Source organism: Bradyrhizobium sp. AZCC 2289, from assembly GCF_036924615.1.
Lineage (GTDB): Bacteria > Pseudomonadota > Alphaproteobacteria > Rhizobiales > Xanthobacteraceae > Bradyrhizobium.
Genome location: NZ_JAZHRY010000001.1, coordinates 6,663,395 through 6,677,803, shown reverse-complemented (window position 1 = coordinate 6,677,803; position 14,409 = coordinate 6,663,395). Strand labels below are relative to the sequence as shown.

The 14,409-nt window shown below is 64.6% G+C and carries 16 protein-coding genes; 9 read left to right on the top strand and 7 right to left on the bottom strand.

Annotated elements, in window-relative coordinates; translation table 11 throughout:
• Position 1: 1 nt before the first annotated feature.
• The 4 genes from V1289_RS31680 (at position 2) to arfB (ending at position 4,218) form a co-directional block, all read left to right on the top strand.
• Positions 2-721, top strand: a complete 720-nt coding sequence (locus tag V1289_RS31680; protein ID WP_334401863.1) for a hypothetical protein — start codon at positions 2-4, stop codon at positions 719-721.
• 104 nt (positions 722-825) lie between these two features.
• Positions 826-2,211 (top strand): M16 family metallopeptidase, encoded by a 1,386-nt coding sequence (locus V1289_RS31675; RefSeq protein WP_309182554.1) that lies wholly within the window; start codon positions 826-828, stop codon positions 2,209-2,211.
• On the top strand, positions 2,208-3,572 hold the full coding sequence (locus V1289_RS31670; protein WP_334401860.1) for a M16 family metallopeptidase: 1,365 nt from the start codon (positions 2,208-2,210) through the stop codon (positions 3,570-3,572). Before V1289_RS31675 ends, V1289_RS31670 begins: the two co-directional genes overlap by 4 nt.
• A 226-nt stretch (positions 3,573-3,798) precedes the next feature.
• On the top strand, positions 3,799-4,218 hold the full coding sequence (gene arfB, locus V1289_RS31665; RefSeq protein WP_334401858.1) for an alternative ribosome rescue aminoacyl-tRNA hydrolase ArfB: 420 nt from the start codon (positions 3,799-3,801) through the stop codon (positions 4,216-4,218).
• Positions 4,219-4,329: 111 nt separating this feature from the next.
• Here arfB and V1289_RS31660 read toward each other — a convergent pair whose 3' ends face one another.
• From V1289_RS31660 to V1289_RS31645, 4 genes are all read right to left on the bottom strand, one after another.
• Positions 4,330-4,662 (bottom strand): hypothetical protein, encoded by a 333-nt coding sequence (locus V1289_RS31660; RefSeq protein ID WP_334401856.1) that lies wholly within the window; start codon positions 4,660-4,662, stop codon positions 4,330-4,332.
• Between the two features lie 321 nt (positions 4,663-4,983).
• Positions 4,984-5,190: a hypothetical protein gene (locus V1289_RS31655; protein ID WP_334401854.1), complete on the bottom strand. Its 207-nt coding sequence runs from the start codon at positions 5,188-5,190 to the stop codon at positions 4,984-4,986.
• Between the two features lie 26 nt (positions 5,191-5,216).
• Positions 5,217-5,750, bottom strand: coding sequence for an RNA polymerase sigma factor (locus V1289_RS31650; protein ID WP_334401852.1), 534 nt, complete (start codon positions 5,748-5,750; stop codon positions 5,217-5,219).
• The gene (locus V1289_RS31645) at positions 5,747-5,920 is read right to left on the bottom strand and encodes a YgaP family membrane protein (protein ID WP_334401850.1); all 174 of its coding nucleotides are present in this window, start codon (positions 5,918-5,920) and stop codon (positions 5,747-5,749) included. Before V1289_RS31645 ends, V1289_RS31650 begins: the two co-directional genes overlap by 4 nt.
• A 328-nt stretch (positions 5,921-6,248) precedes the next feature.
• Between V1289_RS31645 and V1289_RS31640 the strand changes: the two genes are divergently transcribed.
• From V1289_RS31640 to V1289_RS31625, 4 genes are read left to right on the top strand one after another with little or no spacing between them, the layout of a single operon-like run.
• Complete coding sequence (locus V1289_RS31640) at positions 6,249-6,569, top strand: c-type cytochrome (protein ID WP_334407753.1); 321 nt, start codon at positions 6,249-6,251, stop codon at positions 6,567-6,569.
• Positions 6,570-6,965 (top strand): VOC family protein, encoded by a 396-nt coding sequence (locus V1289_RS31635; protein ID WP_334401848.1) that lies wholly within the window; start codon positions 6,570-6,572, stop codon positions 6,963-6,965.
• Positions 6,966-6,999: 34 nt separating this feature from the next.
• Entirely contained in the window at positions 7,000-7,548 is a 549-nt protein-coding gene (locus V1289_RS31630) for a gluconate 2-dehydrogenase subunit 3 family protein (RefSeq protein ID WP_334401846.1), read from the top strand.
• A 32-nt stretch (positions 7,549-7,580) separates the two neighbouring features.
• The gene (locus V1289_RS31625) at positions 7,581-9,149 is read left to right on the top strand and encodes a GMC family oxidoreductase (RefSeq protein ID WP_334401844.1); all 1,569 of its coding nucleotides are present in this window, start codon (positions 7,581-7,583) and stop codon (positions 9,147-9,149) included.
• Positions 9,150-9,217: 68 nt separating this feature from the next.
• Here V1289_RS31625 and V1289_RS31620 read toward each other — a convergent pair whose 3' ends face one another.
• Positions 9,218-9,535 carry a ribbon-helix-helix domain-containing protein gene (locus V1289_RS31620; protein ID WP_334401842.1) on the bottom strand — a complete coding sequence of 106 codons (318 nt, stop codon included), beginning with the start codon at positions 9,533-9,535 and terminating at the stop codon, positions 9,218-9,220.
• 223 nt (positions 9,536-9,758) lie between these two features.
• On the opposite strand from V1289_RS31620, the gene mutL reads away from it, so the two are divergent.
• On the top strand, positions 9,759-11,570 hold the full coding sequence (gene mutL, locus V1289_RS31615; RefSeq protein WP_334401840.1) for a DNA mismatch repair endonuclease MutL: 1,812 nt from the start codon (positions 9,759-9,761) through the stop codon (positions 11,568-11,570).
• Between the two features lie 10 nt (positions 11,571-11,580).
• Here mutL and rsmD read toward each other — a convergent pair whose 3' ends face one another.
• Both rsmD and V1289_RS31605 read right to left on the bottom strand, forming a co-directional pair.
• Positions 11,581-12,135: a 16S rRNA (guanine(966)-N(2))-methyltransferase RsmD gene (gene rsmD / locus V1289_RS31610; RefSeq protein WP_334401838.1), complete on the bottom strand. Its 555-nt coding sequence runs from the start codon at positions 12,133-12,135 to the stop codon at positions 11,581-11,583.
• 140 nt (positions 12,136-12,275) lie between these two features.
• Positions 12,276-14,402 (bottom strand): pseudouridine synthase, encoded by a 2,127-nt coding sequence (locus tag V1289_RS31605; protein WP_334401836.1) that lies wholly within the window; start codon positions 14,400-14,402, stop codon positions 12,276-12,278.
• Positions 14,403-14,409 lie beyond the last annotated feature (7 nt).

Sequence of the window (14,409 nt, the reverse complement as noted above, 5' to 3'; positions counted from 1 at the left end):
GATGCGCGAGACCGAAGCCAGCTTCCGGATTGTGCAGAATTCGTCGAGGACGCTGCGTCGCGCCCTGCGTCTTGCCGTCATCGCCGTGGGCGTCGGCCTCGTCATGACCGCGGGCGCCGCCAGGGCCGGCGACGACGATGAAGACGACAAGACCTTCGAGGAAAAGATCATCGAAGGCATCATGAAGGGCATCGGCGGCACCAACATGGAAAACCAGGGCATCGACTATCGCGAGCGCTCGCCGCTGGTGGTGCCCCCCAAGCTCGATCTGCCGCCGCCGGCTTCTACCTCGGCCGAGGTCAAGGCGCCGAACTGGCCCAAGGACCCCGATGAGCAGCGCCGCAAGGCCGCGATCGCGGCCCGCAAGAAAGCCAACAAGGATCCGGTCGAAGCGGCCCGTATCCTGACGCCAAGCGAATTGGCCAAGGGCAAGACCAGCGAAAGATCGTCAGGCGGCGATTCCGTCGACCAGCCCGGCGGCAATCCCGGCACCAACGCGATTCTCAGCCCCTCGCAGCTCGGCTATAACGGCGGCTTCAGCGGCCTGTTCGGCGGCAGCAAAACCGAGACCGCGCCGTTCAAGGGCGAGCCGACGCGGGAGTCGCTGACGCAGCCGCCGGCCGGCTACCAGACGCCGTCCCCGAACTACGCTTACGGGACCGGGCCGAAGGAATCGCTGAACAAGGAATACAATCCGTCCCAGGGCAAGTATGGCGAATAGTTAAGCTTGTCTCGCAGCTTCGTGACATTGCCGGGTTGCCGCGCGGTGTAGCATGCCGCCGTTTTATCCCGAACGCTTGGGTTCGGGCTTCCAGATAGGTCACGATGTCCTCGCACCGGTTCGCCGTTTCACTCTTTGCATTGATCTCGACGCTCGCTTTCTCCACCGGCAGCGTTCCCGCCCAGACCACGGTGACGTCGGAACGCCCCGCCAGCTTCACGCTCGGCAACGGCCTGCAAGTGGTGGTCATTCCCGACCATCGCACCCCGGTGGTCACGCAGATGATCTGGTACAAGGTCGGCTCCGCCGACGAGACTCCCGGCAAATCCGGACTGGCGCACTTCCTCGAACATCTGATGTTCAAGGGCACCAGCAAGCATCCCGCCGGTGAGTTCTCCCAGACCGTGCTTCGTGTCGGCGGCAACGAGAACGCCTTCACCTCAACCGACTACACCGGCTATTTCCAGCGCGTGCCGCGCGAGCAGCTCGGCACCATGATGGAATTCGAGGCCGACCGCATGACCGGCCTCATCCTCAAGGATGAAAACGTGCTGCCGGAGCGCGACGTCGTGCTCGAGGAATTCAACATGCGGGTCGCCAACAACCCGGATGCGCGGCTGACCGAACAGATCATGGCGGCGCTGTATCTCAATCACCCCTATGGCCGCCCCGTGATCGGCTGGCACCAGGAAATCGAGAAGCTCGACCGCGAGGATGCGCTGGCGTTCTACAAGCGCTTCTATGCGCCGAACAACGCGATCCTGGTGATCGCCGGCGACGTCGACGCCAAGGACATCCGTCCGATGGTGGAAAAGAATTTTGGCGAAATCCCCGCGCAGCCGGCCATTCCCGCGCAGCGTGTCCGTCCGCAGGAACCGGTACCGGCGGCGCCCCGCACCGTGACGCTGTCCGATCCGCGCGTCGAACAGACCGGCTTGCGGCGCTATTACCTCGTTCCCTCTTCCGCCACGGCTGCCGCCGGCGAAGGGCCGGCGCTTGACGTGCTCGCGCAATTGATGGGCGGCGGTGCCAATTCCTACCTTTACCGCGCGCTGGTGATCGACAATCCGCTCGCGATCAGCGCCGGCGCCGGCTACCAGGGCACCGCGCTCGACCCGACGCAGTTCTCGATCTCGGTTTCGCCGAAGCCCGGCGTCGAGTTTTCGCGAATCGAGCAGGTGATCGACAAGGTGATATCGGACGTGGGGCAGAACACCGCCCGCGCCGAGGACCTGGAGCGGGTCAAGACCCAGCTGATCGCCGAGGCGATCTACGCCCAGGACAATCAGGCGACGCTGGCGCGCTGGTATGGCGGCGCGCTCACCACCGGGTTGAGCATCGACGACATCAGAAGCTGGCCGGATCGGATTCGCGCCGTCACCGCCGAACAGGTGCGCGACGCCGCGAAAAAATGGCTCGAGAAGAATCGTTCGGTGACCGGCTATCTGATCAAGGATCCGACGCCGAAACGCGAGGAGAAGCGCTCGTGAATTATTTCCTCACACGGCGCGCCGCCCTGATCGGCGGCGCCTGCCTCGCATTCACGGCGCTTTCAACCGCACCCTCGGAGGCCGCGGCCAAGATCCAGCGCCTGGTTTCCCCCGGCGGGATCGAGGCCTGGTTCGTGCAGGACGCGACTGTGCCCTTGATCGCGATGGAATATGCCTTCGGCGGCGGCGCCACCCAGGACCCAGCCGGAAAGCCCGGCGTCGGCAACATGGTCGCCGACCTGCTCGATGAAGGGTCCGGGGATCTCGATTCCAAGACCTTCCACGAGCGCCTCGACCGCCGCGCGATCGAATTGAGCTTCTCGTCGACGCGCGACTATTTCCGCGGCTCATTGCGGATGCTGAAGGACAACAAGGACGAAGCCTTCGACCTGCTGCGGATGTCGCTGACATCGGCACATTTCGACCCGACCGACGTCGAACGGATTCGCGCCCAGGTAACCTCGGGGCTGCGGCGCGACTCAACCAACCCGACCGCGCTCGCCAGCCGCAAATTCCTCGAAGTCGCCTTCGGCGATCATCCCTACGGCCGGCAGGCAACCGGCACGCTGGACAGCGTGCCGAAGATCGATGTCGCCGACATGAAGGATTATGTCAGCCGCGTGCTGGCCAAGGATACGCTGCGGGTCGCCGTGGTCGGCGACGTCGACGCCGACACGCTCGGCAAGCTGCTCGACAAGACCTTCGGCACGTTGCCGGCCAAGGCCAATCTTGCAGCGATTGCCGATGTCGTGGCCACCAAGCCGCCACAGCGCGCCTTCATTCCGCTCGACGTGCCGCAGACCGTGGTGACGTTCGGCGGTCCCGGCATCAACCGCCACGATCCGGATTTCATGGCCGGCTATGTCGTCAACCACATCCTCGGCGGCGGCGGCCTGTCGTCGCGGCTGTACAAGGAAGTCCGCGAGAAGCGCGGACTGGCCTATTCGGTCTATGAATCGCTGCTCTGGATGGACCACTCCGCGCTGTTCGTCGGCAACACCGGCACCCGTGCCGACCGCGCCGGCGAAACCGTCGACGCCATCGAGAAGGAAATCCACCGCATCGCCGAGGAAGGCCCGACCCAGAAAGAGCTGGATGAGGCAAAATCCTATTTGAAGGGCTCGCAGATGCTGGCGCTCGATACCTCGTCGAAGCTGGCGCAGGCGCTGCTGCAATACCAGCTCGACAAGCTGCCGATCGACTACATCGAAAAGCGCAACGCCATCGTCGATGCGGTGACGCTGGACGACGCCAGGAAGGCCGCGCAGCGGCTCTGGGGCCACGGCCTGCTTACCGTGGTCGTCGGCCGCGCCCCGCAGGCGGCCGCGCAACCGGCAGCGGCGGCACCGGCCGCGAACTAGCGCCAACCACGCGGATTGCACCCTACGCGGTCGGGAACGCATCCTCATCTTTCTTCGTCATGGCCGGGCATAGCCGACCGAAGGACGGCGTCGCTTTCGCTCGCCTATGCCGGCCATCCACGTTTTCTTTTTGACGTACACCGATTAAGACGTGGATGCCCGGAACGCCTGGCGCGAAGACGCGCTTCGCGCTTCTGCCCGGGCATGACGATTTTTGGTGAACGCCATGCTGCGGGTTGCCCGCGACCTTACGATCGACGAGAACGACATCGAGATCGGCTTCGTCCGCGCCTCCGGGCCGGGCGGGCAGAACGTCAACAAGCTCTCGACCGCAGCCCAACTGCGTTTTGACACCCGCAAGATCACGCTTCCCGAGGACGCCGCGCTGCGGCTCAACCGGCTCGCCGGCCAGCGCATGACCAAGGACGGCGTGATCGTGATCCACGCCCAGCGCTTCCGCACCCAGGAGCGCAACCGCGCCGACGCCATCGACCGCCTGCTCGAACTGCTGCGCGAGGCCATGGTGAGGCCGATACCGCGGCGGGCCACCAAACCGACCTTCGGATCGAAGCAGCGCCGTCTCGAAGGCAAAAAACGCCGCAGCGACGTCAAGGCCAAGCGCGGCTCGGGGCAATTCGACGATTGACAAGAAATCCGACGGGCGGACGGGCCTTCCTTGTGGCGGAAAAGAAACTCCGGCCGACGCGCGACCGGAGTTTCCCGCTTCGAAAAAGAGCCCGTCGAAGGGCGCGGCGCTCTAGTTGCGCTTGATTCCGGTCGCGGGATCGGAGGCTGCACCACCGGTACCCCTTGGCGCTCCGCTACCGGCACCTACCGTACCTTTCGCGCCGGTCTTGGCACCGACGCCGGCCTTTTCTCCGGCGGCACCTGTCTGCGCCTGCGCATCGAATTCCTCGTCGCCGCTACCTGACGCTCCGCCCTGCATGTTGGTCGCTCCGCCCTGCATATTGGTCTTGCCCTGTGCGCCGCCGCGGATACGGGTGTCGGACGACGCACCTTGCGCCAGCACGGGTCCGGCGAGCATGGCCGAGATGGCAAGCGCGACCGCTGAGGTCTTCACTAACTTCATTCACTTCTCCCAAGTTTGATGGGGATGAACAGTCCGGCAATTCGCAGCGCCGTCCGCCTGCACCTGACCTGCTCATCGCCCGGAATAGATCGTGTCGCGAACGGCGCACTCGCCATGCAAGCCGCGTCGTGTGGTCATCGTGCAGAAATTTCGGGGTGATTTCGCGAAACCTTGGCCACGGACCGACCGCATATGCGGCGGTCCGGCACCTGACACGACATCATTCACAAAAATTCCGCGAAAATACCTTTTGACACATCGACGCCGACGGCGGCCGGCCAACTCCGGAATAAATTCGGAGCTACGGCGACAATTGAGAAGCTACCGGCGACGCCGGCGCTGGCTTGCGGTTTCGACCAGACCGACCGTCCAGCACATCGGACAGCCGCGAAACGCCAGCAGCGCAAGGGCGCCGAGCGCCAGCGAACCCCATGGATGGATCGCGGCGATTGTGACGGCATACCAAAGCGCCCCAATTCCAACAAAGCCACGCAAACTGTGCTCGAAGAGCGTGTTGCTCGCAAACATGATTTTCTACTCCAAATGGATGGACGTCAGTCGCGGATCAGATATTCGCGGATCATGATCCGCGCGCGGTGAAGGCGGGCCTTGGCGCTCTCGCGGGTCAGGCCGAGGACGGCCGCGATCTCATCGATCGTCATTTCCTCGATATCGCGAAGCAGAATGACTTCGCGATAATGCTCGGGCAGCGACTGGATGGCGCGGCTGAGATCGATCCGAATGTCCTCGGGGCGCAAATGCGCCAGGCGGGCTTCCCCCGCATCAAGTGGATCGTCGGGGATTCCGATCGACATGCGCAGCAGGCGGTGGCAGGCCCGCCTTGCGACCGCGAACAGCCACGCCGAAAACGAAGTCACCGCCCGCAGCGTTCCGATACGCCGATACAACAGCAGCAGCGTTTCCTGGACCGCATCGTCGATATCGGCCACCCGGCAATTGCGCGCGGCATAGCGCCGGACGTCGGGCTGCGCCGCCGCTATCAGCGACAACAGGGCTTTTTCGTCCCCGCACCGCGCGGCGTCGATCAGCCCTGGGGGGCAGCGTCCGGTTCGCGCCAATGCCGTCATGACGAGGAAAGCCTTCTGCCGACCATGGCGCACATCGGGCAGAATCCGACAAATCCGGTCAAGGCGGTAACCACTCCAGAGCAGGCAAGGAGCCCGCCCGCAATCATCGCCGCACCCCCGACAACCCGCGCGGCACGCTCCCAACCTGACAAATTCTTGCGATAAAACATAGCAACTCCTCGTGACTGAGCGAGAGAACTGAACACGTTCTCCCCCCATAGAGCCGCCCGAACGCCGTCTCGGTTCGCGAGTCGTCAGATTTTTTGCAAAACGGCCATCCCGCCGAGTTCGGGAACCGGTTTGGCCCAAGCGGGTTGGCTGAAGTCATGACCGCTTTTGTTCTGCGGTGAAACAGCCCGCTACTACCACCGCTTGTCTGCCGCGACCTAAAGTCTGTGCACGCAAACGGTGATGCACATGACAAGGCTGCGCGCGACACGGGCAATCGGGCTGGGATTCTGCGGCGCGTTGTTCGTCGTGCAGGTTGCCGGCGCGCAAATGCCGCTGCCGGCGGCCAAGCCGCCCGATGGGGCGACGCTGTTCAAGCAGCAATGCGCAACCTGCCACACCGCGAACCTCTCCGACCCGGTCCGGCAAGGTCCGTCGCTATTCAAGATCGTCGGCAGGCCGGCCGGCAGGATGGACGGCTTTCACTACTCCGCCGGCTTCGCAAAGGCCGACTTCGCCTGGGATGAGGCCAGGCTCGACGCCTGGCTGACCAATCCGCAGCAGATGATTCCCGGCGCCGTCATGGCCTATCGCCAGGCGAAGCCCGAGACCCGCGCCGCCGTCATCGCCTATCTCAAGGAGCTGAACTGAATGGCAAAACCGGTTCACTCGATGATCCGCGTGCTCGACGAGGCGAAATCGCTGGATTTCTACACGCGCGCCTTCGGGCTCAAAGTCGCCGACCACCTCAAATTTCCGGATTTCGCATTAATCTATCTGCGACATCCCTCCTCGCCCTTCGAGGTCGAACTGACAGTCAATTTCGATCGCAAGGAAAGCTATTCGCTAGGCGACGGCTATGGCCACCTCGCCGTCGTCGTCGATGACATCGACGCCGAACACGCAAGATTCGAGCAGGAAAAGCTGTCGCCCGGACCGCTGCGCGACTTCAAGCATGACGGCAAGACGCTGGCGCGCTTCTTCTTCGTCGCCGACCCCGACGGTTACAAAATCGAAGTGATCCAGCGCGGCGGCCGCTTTGGCTAATTGCAATCAACAAGCATTCAACGGAGGACAACCCATGAGAGAAGTCGATCGTCGAAGCAAATATAATCGCCGCGTCTTTCTCCAAGGCGCAGCCACGACAGTGCCCGCAGTTGCCATCGCAACAAGCGCGGGCCTGGGGATCACCGACGCCTGGGCTGACGATGCGACCACGCTCACGCCGGCGACGCTGAAGACGCTGGTGAAGATGGCGCGCGATATCTATCCGCACGACTTCCTCGGCGACAGCTACTACATCACCGCGGTCAAGCCGTGGGACGGCAAGGCGGCGAAAGATCCCGCGGTGAAGTCGCTGATCAACGACGGCGTGGCCCGGCTCGACCAGGAGGCAAACGATCGCCACAATGTCCCCTATGCCCAGGTGCCATGGGAGAACGATCGCGTGGCGCTGCTGCAGCGCATCGAGCAGACAGCCTTCTTCCAGCAGATCCGCGGCGACCTCGTCGTCTCCCTCTACAACCAGAAAGAGGTTTGGCCGAAGTTCGGTTACGAGGGCTCGTCGGCCGAACATGGCGGCTACATCAATCGCGGCTTCGCCGATATCGACTGGCTCCCGAAGGCTTGATCCCGCGCAACTGACGGTGAGGAGGAAACAAAATGGCAAAATTCGATCTGAATGACAGCAGCGTGGTCGTGATCGTGGGCTCGGGCGCGGGCGGCGGCACATTGGGCAATGAGCTCGCGCAAAAGGGCGTCAAGGTCGTGATCCTTGAAGCCGGCGCGCGCATCGAGAACCAGGACTTCGTCAACGACGAATGGGAGAGTTTTAGCCAGCTCGCCTGGTCCGACATGCGCACCACATCGGGGAACTGGCGCGTGGCCAAGGACTTCCCCAACGTTCCGGCCTGGATCGTCAAGGCGGTCGGCGGCTCGACGACCCACTGGGCCGGCGCGTCGCTGCGCTTCGACGAACACGAATTCAAGATCAAGACGACCTATGGCGGCATGCCCGGCGCCAATCTGCTGGACTGGCCGATCACGCTCGCCGAAATGGAACCGTGGTACGCCAAGGCCGAAGACAAGATGGGAGTGACGAGGACCAACGGCATTCCCGGCCTGCCCGGCAACAATAATTTCAAGGTGATGGAAGCAGGCGCCAGGAAGCTCGGTTACAAGGAAGTCCATACCGGCCGCATGGCGATCAACAGCGAGCCGCGCGACGGCCGCGGATCCTGCCAGCAGATCGGCTTCTGCTTCCAGGGTTGCAAATCCGGTGCGAAATGGTCGACGCTCTACACCGAAATTCCCAAGGGCGAAGCCACCGGGAATCTCGAAGTGCGCCCCAACAGCATGGCGATCAAGATCGAGCATGATGCATCCGGCAAGGTGACCGGCGTGGTTTATGCCGACGGGTCCGGCGCCATGCAGCGCCAAAAGGCGCGCGTGGTGGCGGTTGCCGGCAACTCGATCGAAAGCCCGCGCCTGTTGCTCAACAGCGCTTCGAACCTGTTCCCGGACGGCCTTGCCAATTCCTCCGGTCAGGTCGGCCGCAACTACATGCGGCACATGACCGGCAGCGTGTATGCCGTGTTCGAAAAATCGGTCCATATGTATCGCGGCACCACCATGGCCGGCATCATCCACGACGAGGCGGCGAACGACCCCAAACGCGGCTTTGTCGGCGGCTATGAGATGGAGACGCTGTCGCTCGGCATACCCTTCATGGCCGCGTTCCTCAATCCGGGCGCGTGGGGACGATCGTTTTCGAGCGCGATGGAAGCCTATCCGCGGATGGCGGGCATGTGGCTGGTCGGCGAGGACATGCCGCAGGAAACCAACCGCATCACGCTCGACCCGAAGGCGAAGGACAAGTTCGGCATGCCGGTCGCGAGCGTGCATTTCGACGACCACCCCAACGACCTCGCGATGCGCGATCACGCCTACAAGCACGGCTCCGCCGTCTACGAGGCCGTCGGCGCCACCGTGACCTATCCGACGCCGCCCTATCCCAGCACCCACAACATGGGCACCAACCGGATGAGCGAGAAACCGAGGGACGGCGTGGTGAACAAGTTCGGCCAGACCCACGACGTCAAGAACCTGTTCGTGTCTGACGGCAGCCAGTTCACCAGCGGTGCCGCCTGCAACCCGACGCTGACGATCGTATCGCTCGCGATCCGCCAGGCGGACCACATCGCCGGCGCGATGCAGCGCAAGGAGATCTAGGTTCGTTAAACCAAAGCGGCTCTGTCCGGAACGGGACAGGGCCGCTTCCTTTTGGACGTGAGCAAATTCTATTCGGCGGCGTCGAGAATGGCCGCTTCATTGCGGTGAAATTCCGGGACGGCGACGGCGTTTCTGGAGCGATAGATCAGGCATGAGCAGCGCAGCAACGACGCGAAATTATTGACCTCGCCATGGTGGTCGAGGACTTCGTTGTGCAGCGTGGTGAGGAACTTGGCGAGGCTCATGCCCTCCTTCGCGGCGATTTCCTCCAGCGTGTCCCAGAACGACATTTCCAGCCGGATCGAGGTGCAGTGCCCGCCGATCCGCAGCGATCGGGTCTGCGATTCATAGTCCCGCTGAGGCTGGTGCGCGAACAGATGGCACATGGCGTTCCTCCCGTCGGATTATAATTTTTCTAAACGATATACCCGTGCCTGCGACCTCACAATCCCGGGCAGGGAACACCTGAATCAATCTCGAACATCAGCATCTTCAAGGCGATAGTTCGCCTTCATCCCCAGCGGGGAACGAATTCCGCTTGCCGCCCATGCATTTGCCGTCGTACCCGCCTAGAATACGCACCACGCTTCGAATCGCGACCGAGACCCCATGCCCGTCCGCCAGCTCCCCGAACAGGTTGTCAACCGCATCGCCGCCGGCGAGGTGGTCGAACGTCCTGCGAGCGTGGTCAAGGAACTCGTTGAAAACGCCATCGACGCCGGCGCCAGCAGGATCGACATTTTCACCGATGGCGGCGGCCGGCGGCGGATCGGCATCACCGATGACGGCAGCGGCATGACCCATGGCGATCTGGCGCTGGCGGTCGATCGCCACGCCACCTCCAAACTCGATGACGAGGATTTGTTGCGGATCCGCACGCTCGGGTTCCGCGGCGAGGCCCTGCCCTCGATCGGCGCCGTCGCCAAACTCGGCATCACCACGCGCCACGCCAGTGAACCCCATGCCTGGTCGCTGTCGGTCGAAGGCGGCGCGAAATCGCAGATCATGCCGGCGGCCCTTGGCCAGGGTACCCGCGTCGAGGTCAGCGATCTCTTTTATGCCACGCCGGCGCGGCTGAAATTTTTGAAGACCGACCGCACCGAGGCCGAGGCGATCCGCGAAGTGGTGCGGCGCCTCGCCATGGCGCGGCCTGATATCGCCTTCACGCTGGCCGGCGAGGAGCGCGCGCCGGTGACCTGGGCTGCGGCCCTGCCCAGCGCCGCAGGCCGGCTGACCCGGCTTGGCGATATCCTGGGAAGCGACTTTCGTTCCAGCGCGATCGAAGTGCACAGCGAGCGTGAAGGCGTCGTGGTCGAAGGCTTTGCCGCCGCGCCCTCGCTCACGCGCGCCAACGCGCTCGGCCAGTATCTGTTCGTCAACGGCCGCCCGGTGCGCGACAAGCTCATTCTCGGCGCGGTGCGCGCGGCCTATTCCGATTACCTGCCGCGCGACCGCCATCCTGTGGTGGCGCTGTTCGTGACGCTGCCGCCGCAGGAAGTCGATGCCAATGTGCATCCGGCCAAGACCGAAGTCCGGTTCCGCAACGCCGGGCTCGTGCGCGCGCTGATCGTGCACGCGCTGAAGGACGGGCTCGCCCGCGAAGGCAGGCGCACCGCCGCCAATACCGACGGCGCGGCCATCTCCGCATTCCGTCCGTCGCTGACGCCACGCCCGGCCAATTGGGACTGGCAGCGCTCGCCGGCCTATCCGGTGACGCCGATGCCTGGTTTCGGCGCCTCGGCGGCAACCGCCTTTGCCGAGCCGGGCCAGGCCGCGTTCGACGTCGGCACGCCGACCGCCGACGTGCGTTTCCAGGAAGCGCCATCGGCCGATCTGCTCGACCGTCCGCTGGGCGCGGCGCGAACGCAGATCCACGAGACCTATATCGTGTCGCAGACCCGCGACGGCTTGATCGTGGTGGACCAGCACGCCGCCCATGAGCGTATCGTCTATGAACGGCTGAAGGCGTCGCTTTCGAAGAACGGCGTGCAGCGGCAGATCCTGCTGATCCCGGAGATCGTCGAGCTTGACGAGGCGACGGTGGAGAAGCTGCTGGAACGGGCCGAGGAACTCTGTTCCTTCGGGCTTGCGATCGAATCCTTCGGCCCCGGCGCTGTCGCGGTGCGCGAGACGCCGTCGCTGCTCGGCAAGGCCAATGCGAGCGGCCTGCTGCGCGACCTCGCCGAGCATATGGTGGAATGGGACGAGGCGCTTCCGCTGGAGCGCCGGCTGATGCATGTCGCCGCCACCATGGCCTGCCACGGCTCGGTGCGCGCCGGCCGCCGCCTCAAGCCGGAAGAGATGAACGCGCTGCTCCGCGAAATGGAAGACACGCCGAATTCCGGCCAGTGCAATCACGGCCGCCCGACCTATGTCGAACTGAAGCTGTCGGATATCGAGAAATTGTTCGGGCGAAGGTAGCACCGCCGCATTATCCCGCTCTTAGAAACACGAACTCCGTATCGTCGTAGGCCCGCCGCTCCAGTTCCTCGAAACCCTGGGGCGCAGCGAATGCCGCCGCTTTCGCCTCCTCGACCACGAGCAGCGCGCCCGGCGTCAGCCAGCCGCCGTCGCGCAGCGAGGCTAGCGCCTTGTCTGCCAGGCCTTTGGCGTAGGGCGGATCCAGAAACACCAGCGAGAACGGCTCGACCGGATGCGCCGGGCCGAGGTCGGTGGCATCGCGGCGGTAGACTTTCGTGACGCCACCAAGGCCGAGCGCCTCGACATTGTTGCGCAACAGCGCCCTAGCCTCGGCGCCATTATCGACGAACAGCGTGAATTTGGCGCCGCGCGACACCGCCTCGATGCCGAGCGCGCCGGTGCCGGCGAACAGGTCGAGCACGCGCGCGTCTTCGATCGGATCGTCATAGGCGTGGACGAGGATATTGAAGACCGACTCGCGCAAGCGATCCGCGGTCGGGCGGATCTCGCGCGACGACGGTGACGCGAGGTTACGGCCCTTCAATCGTCCACCGACGACGCGCATTAGAATTGCTCGTCATGCCCGGGCTTGACCCGGGCATCCACGTTCTTAATCCATCGACCCAAGCAAGACGTGGATGGCCGGGTCAAGCCCGGCCATGACGGCGTATTGGGGGCTGGCGAGATCGTCCCAACCATCGAGGCTCACTCGTCCCGCGGCTTCAGGTCGCGCTTGCCGTGATAGCCGCGCTGCGGGCGGCGCGGAGGGCCGTAGCCATTGGCCTCTTCCTCGTTGCGGGCGCGGGCTTCGTCGCTGCCGGTGCGCTGTACCAGCACGCGGCGGCCTTTGCGGTCGGCGATCAGTGCGCTCTTGCCCAACGGCTTGAACGGTTTTTTGCCGCGCGGGCCCGCATCGTCGGCGGGCTCGTCCTTGGCTTCGCCCGGCATCGGCCGATTGAAGTCGGCGCCTGCAAGGGTTGCGATCTTTTCACCGAGTTGCTCGCGCAGCACCCGGGTCTTGACCTCCTCGACCTGGCCCTCGGCGAGTTCGCCAAGCTGGAACGGACCATAGGACACCCGGATCAGCCGGTTCACCTCGAGGCCGAGATGCGCCATCACGTTGCGGACTTCGCGGTTCTTGCCTTCGCGGATCGCGAACACCAGCCAGACATTGGCGCCCTGGTCGCGCTCCAGGGTCGCGTCGATCGAGCCGTATTTGACGCCGTCGACCTCGACGCCCTTTTTCAATTCATCGAGCTGCGCCTGCGTCACCTCGCCATGGGCGCGGACGCGATAACGCCGCAGCCAGCCGGTGTCGGGCAGTTCGAGCGCGCGCGCCAGCCCGCCATCGTTGGTCAGCAGCAGCAGCCCTTCGGTGTTGAAATCGAGCCGGCCGATCGAGATCAGCCGCGGCAGGCCTTCCGGCAGATTGTCGAACACCGTCGGCCGCCCTTCCGGGTCGGCGTGCGTGGTCATCAGGCCGCGCGGCTTGTGAAACATCCACAGCCGCGTGCGCTCGCGCGGCGGCAACGGCTTGCCGTCGACGGTGATGACATCGTTGGCGGTGACGTCGAGCGCCGGCGAATTGATGACGCGGCCGTTGACGGTGACGCGGCCCTGCGTGATCCATTCCTCGGCGTCGCGGCGCGAGGCCAGCCCTGCGCGCGACACCACTTTTGCGATACGCTCGCCGGATTTTTTTTCGCGCGGCGGCCGCGGCCCGCGCTTTTCGAATTCAGTCGTGCGCTCGCGATAGGCGCCACGGCCGCCGAACGCCGGACGTTTTGCAAAAATCCTGCTGTCGTCCTCGTTCTCGCGGCGCGGCCGATCCTCACCGGCCTCGCTGCGCGGATGTTCCTGCCAGTCGGTGCGGCCCTCGGGGCGCTGACGCGGGCGGTCGAATTTGGGACGGTCCTCGCGGGGACGGTCGAATTTCGGACGCTCACGAAACGGGCGGTCGCCGGAGGGGCGATCCTCGCGCGGCTTGTCGTAGCGAGGTTTGTCAAAACGCGGCTTGTCGAAATTCCGCGCACCGTCACGCGGCGGACGGGAATCGCGTTCGCCACGATCCTCGCGCTTCTGCCACGGTTTGGAATCTCCGCGATCCCCCGCGTCGCGATTCCGGCCACCATCCGGGCGGCTGCCAAAGTCCTTGCGCGGACCACGGTCCGGCGCGCCGCGGGAAAATTTCTTGTCGTCGCCAAATTTGCGCTCGGGGCGATCGCCGTCACGCGACGGCCGCGGACCGTACGGACGATCGCCGCGCGGCCGGTCGCCGTCTTTGCGAAAACCTTCGCCACGCGGGGTATAGGGCCGCTTTTCGCCATCGCGTTCCCGCGGCGTATAGGGCTTTTTGTCGCCGAATTTTCGGTCGGACGATCGCGCAGCCGGGCGGGCGTCGTCGCGATCGCCACGATTGAAGTTCGGACGGTCGCCACGCGGCGTGTACGGGCGCTTGTCGCCGCCACGGTCTTCGCGCGGTTTGAACGAGCGCTTCTCGCCGTCGCGGTCGTCGCGCGGCCGAAATTCCTTCCGCGGTCCACGATCGGGACGATCGCCAGCGGGACGGTCGTCGCGATTGAATCGCGGCGGCCGCGGCGCGTCGCCAAAATCCCGGCGCGGCGGACGATCGTCGCGATTGCCCGCGTAAGGCTTGCCGCCGCCGGCATAGGGCTTCTTGCCGAAGGGTTTGGCGCCGTCGGATTTGCCGGCAAAGCCGCGCTTGGCGAATTTCTTCTCCGGCCCGCGCGCGGCGCCGGAGCGGCCCTTGCCGCCGGACGGGCGGTCACGCCGGCCGCGGGAATCGTTGTCTTTATCATTATCGCGGGGCATGAATGTC

Bases quoted from the DNA above. Each gene is read 5' to 3' on its own strand.
- V1289_RS31680 (WP_334401863.1), top strand. From the start codon at position 2: ATGCGCGAGACCGAAGCCAGCTTCCGGATTGTGCAGAATTCGTCGAGG.
- V1289_RS31675 (WP_309182554.1), top strand. From the start codon at position 826: ATGTCCTCGCACCGGTTCGCCGTTTCACTCTTTGCATTGATCTCGACG.
- arfB (WP_334401858.1), top strand. From the start codon at position 3,799: ATGCTGCGGGTTGCCCGCGACCTTACGATCGACGAGAACGACATCGAG.
- V1289_RS31660 (WP_334401856.1), bottom strand. From the start codon at position 4,662: ATGAAGTTAGTGAAGACCTCAGCGGTCGCGCTTGCCATCTCGGCCATG.
- V1289_RS31655 (WP_334401854.1), bottom strand. From the start codon at position 5,190: ATGTTTGCGAGCAACACGCTCTTCGAGCACAGTTTGCGTGGCTTTGTT.
- V1289_RS31650 (WP_334401852.1), bottom strand. From the start codon at position 5,750: ATGACGGCATTGGCGCGAACCGGACGCTGCCCCCCAGGGCTGATCGAC.
- V1289_RS31645 (WP_334401850.1), bottom strand. From the start codon at position 5,920: ATGTTTTATCGCAAGAATTTGTCAGGTTGGGAGCGTGCCGCGCGGGTT.
- V1289_RS31640 (WP_334407753.1), top strand. From the start codon at position 6,249: ATGCCGCTGCCGGCGGCCAAGCCGCCCGATGGGGCGACGCTGTTCAAG.
- V1289_RS31635 (WP_334401848.1), top strand. From the start codon at position 6,570: ATGGCAAAACCGGTTCACTCGATGATCCGCGTGCTCGACGAGGCGAAA.
- V1289_RS31630 (WP_334401846.1), top strand. From the start codon at position 7,000: ATGAGAGAAGTCGATCGTCGAAGCAAATATAATCGCCGCGTCTTTCTC.
- V1289_RS31625 (WP_334401844.1), top strand. From the start codon at position 7,581: ATGGCAAAATTCGATCTGAATGACAGCAGCGTGGTCGTGATCGTGGGC.
- V1289_RS31620 (WP_334401842.1), bottom strand. From the start codon at position 9,535: ATGTGCCATCTGTTCGCGCACCAGCCTCAGCGGGACTATGAATCGCAG.
- mutL (WP_334401840.1), top strand. From the start codon at position 9,759: ATGCCCGTCCGCCAGCTCCCCGAACAGGTTGTCAACCGCATCGCCGCC.
- rsmD (WP_334401838.1), bottom strand. From the start codon at position 12,135: ATGCGCGTCGTCGGTGGACGATTGAAGGGCCGTAACCTCGCGTCACCG.
- V1289_RS31605 (WP_334401836.1), bottom strand. From the start codon at position 14,402: ATGCCCCGCGATAATGATAAAGACAACGATTCCCGCGGCCGGCGTGAC.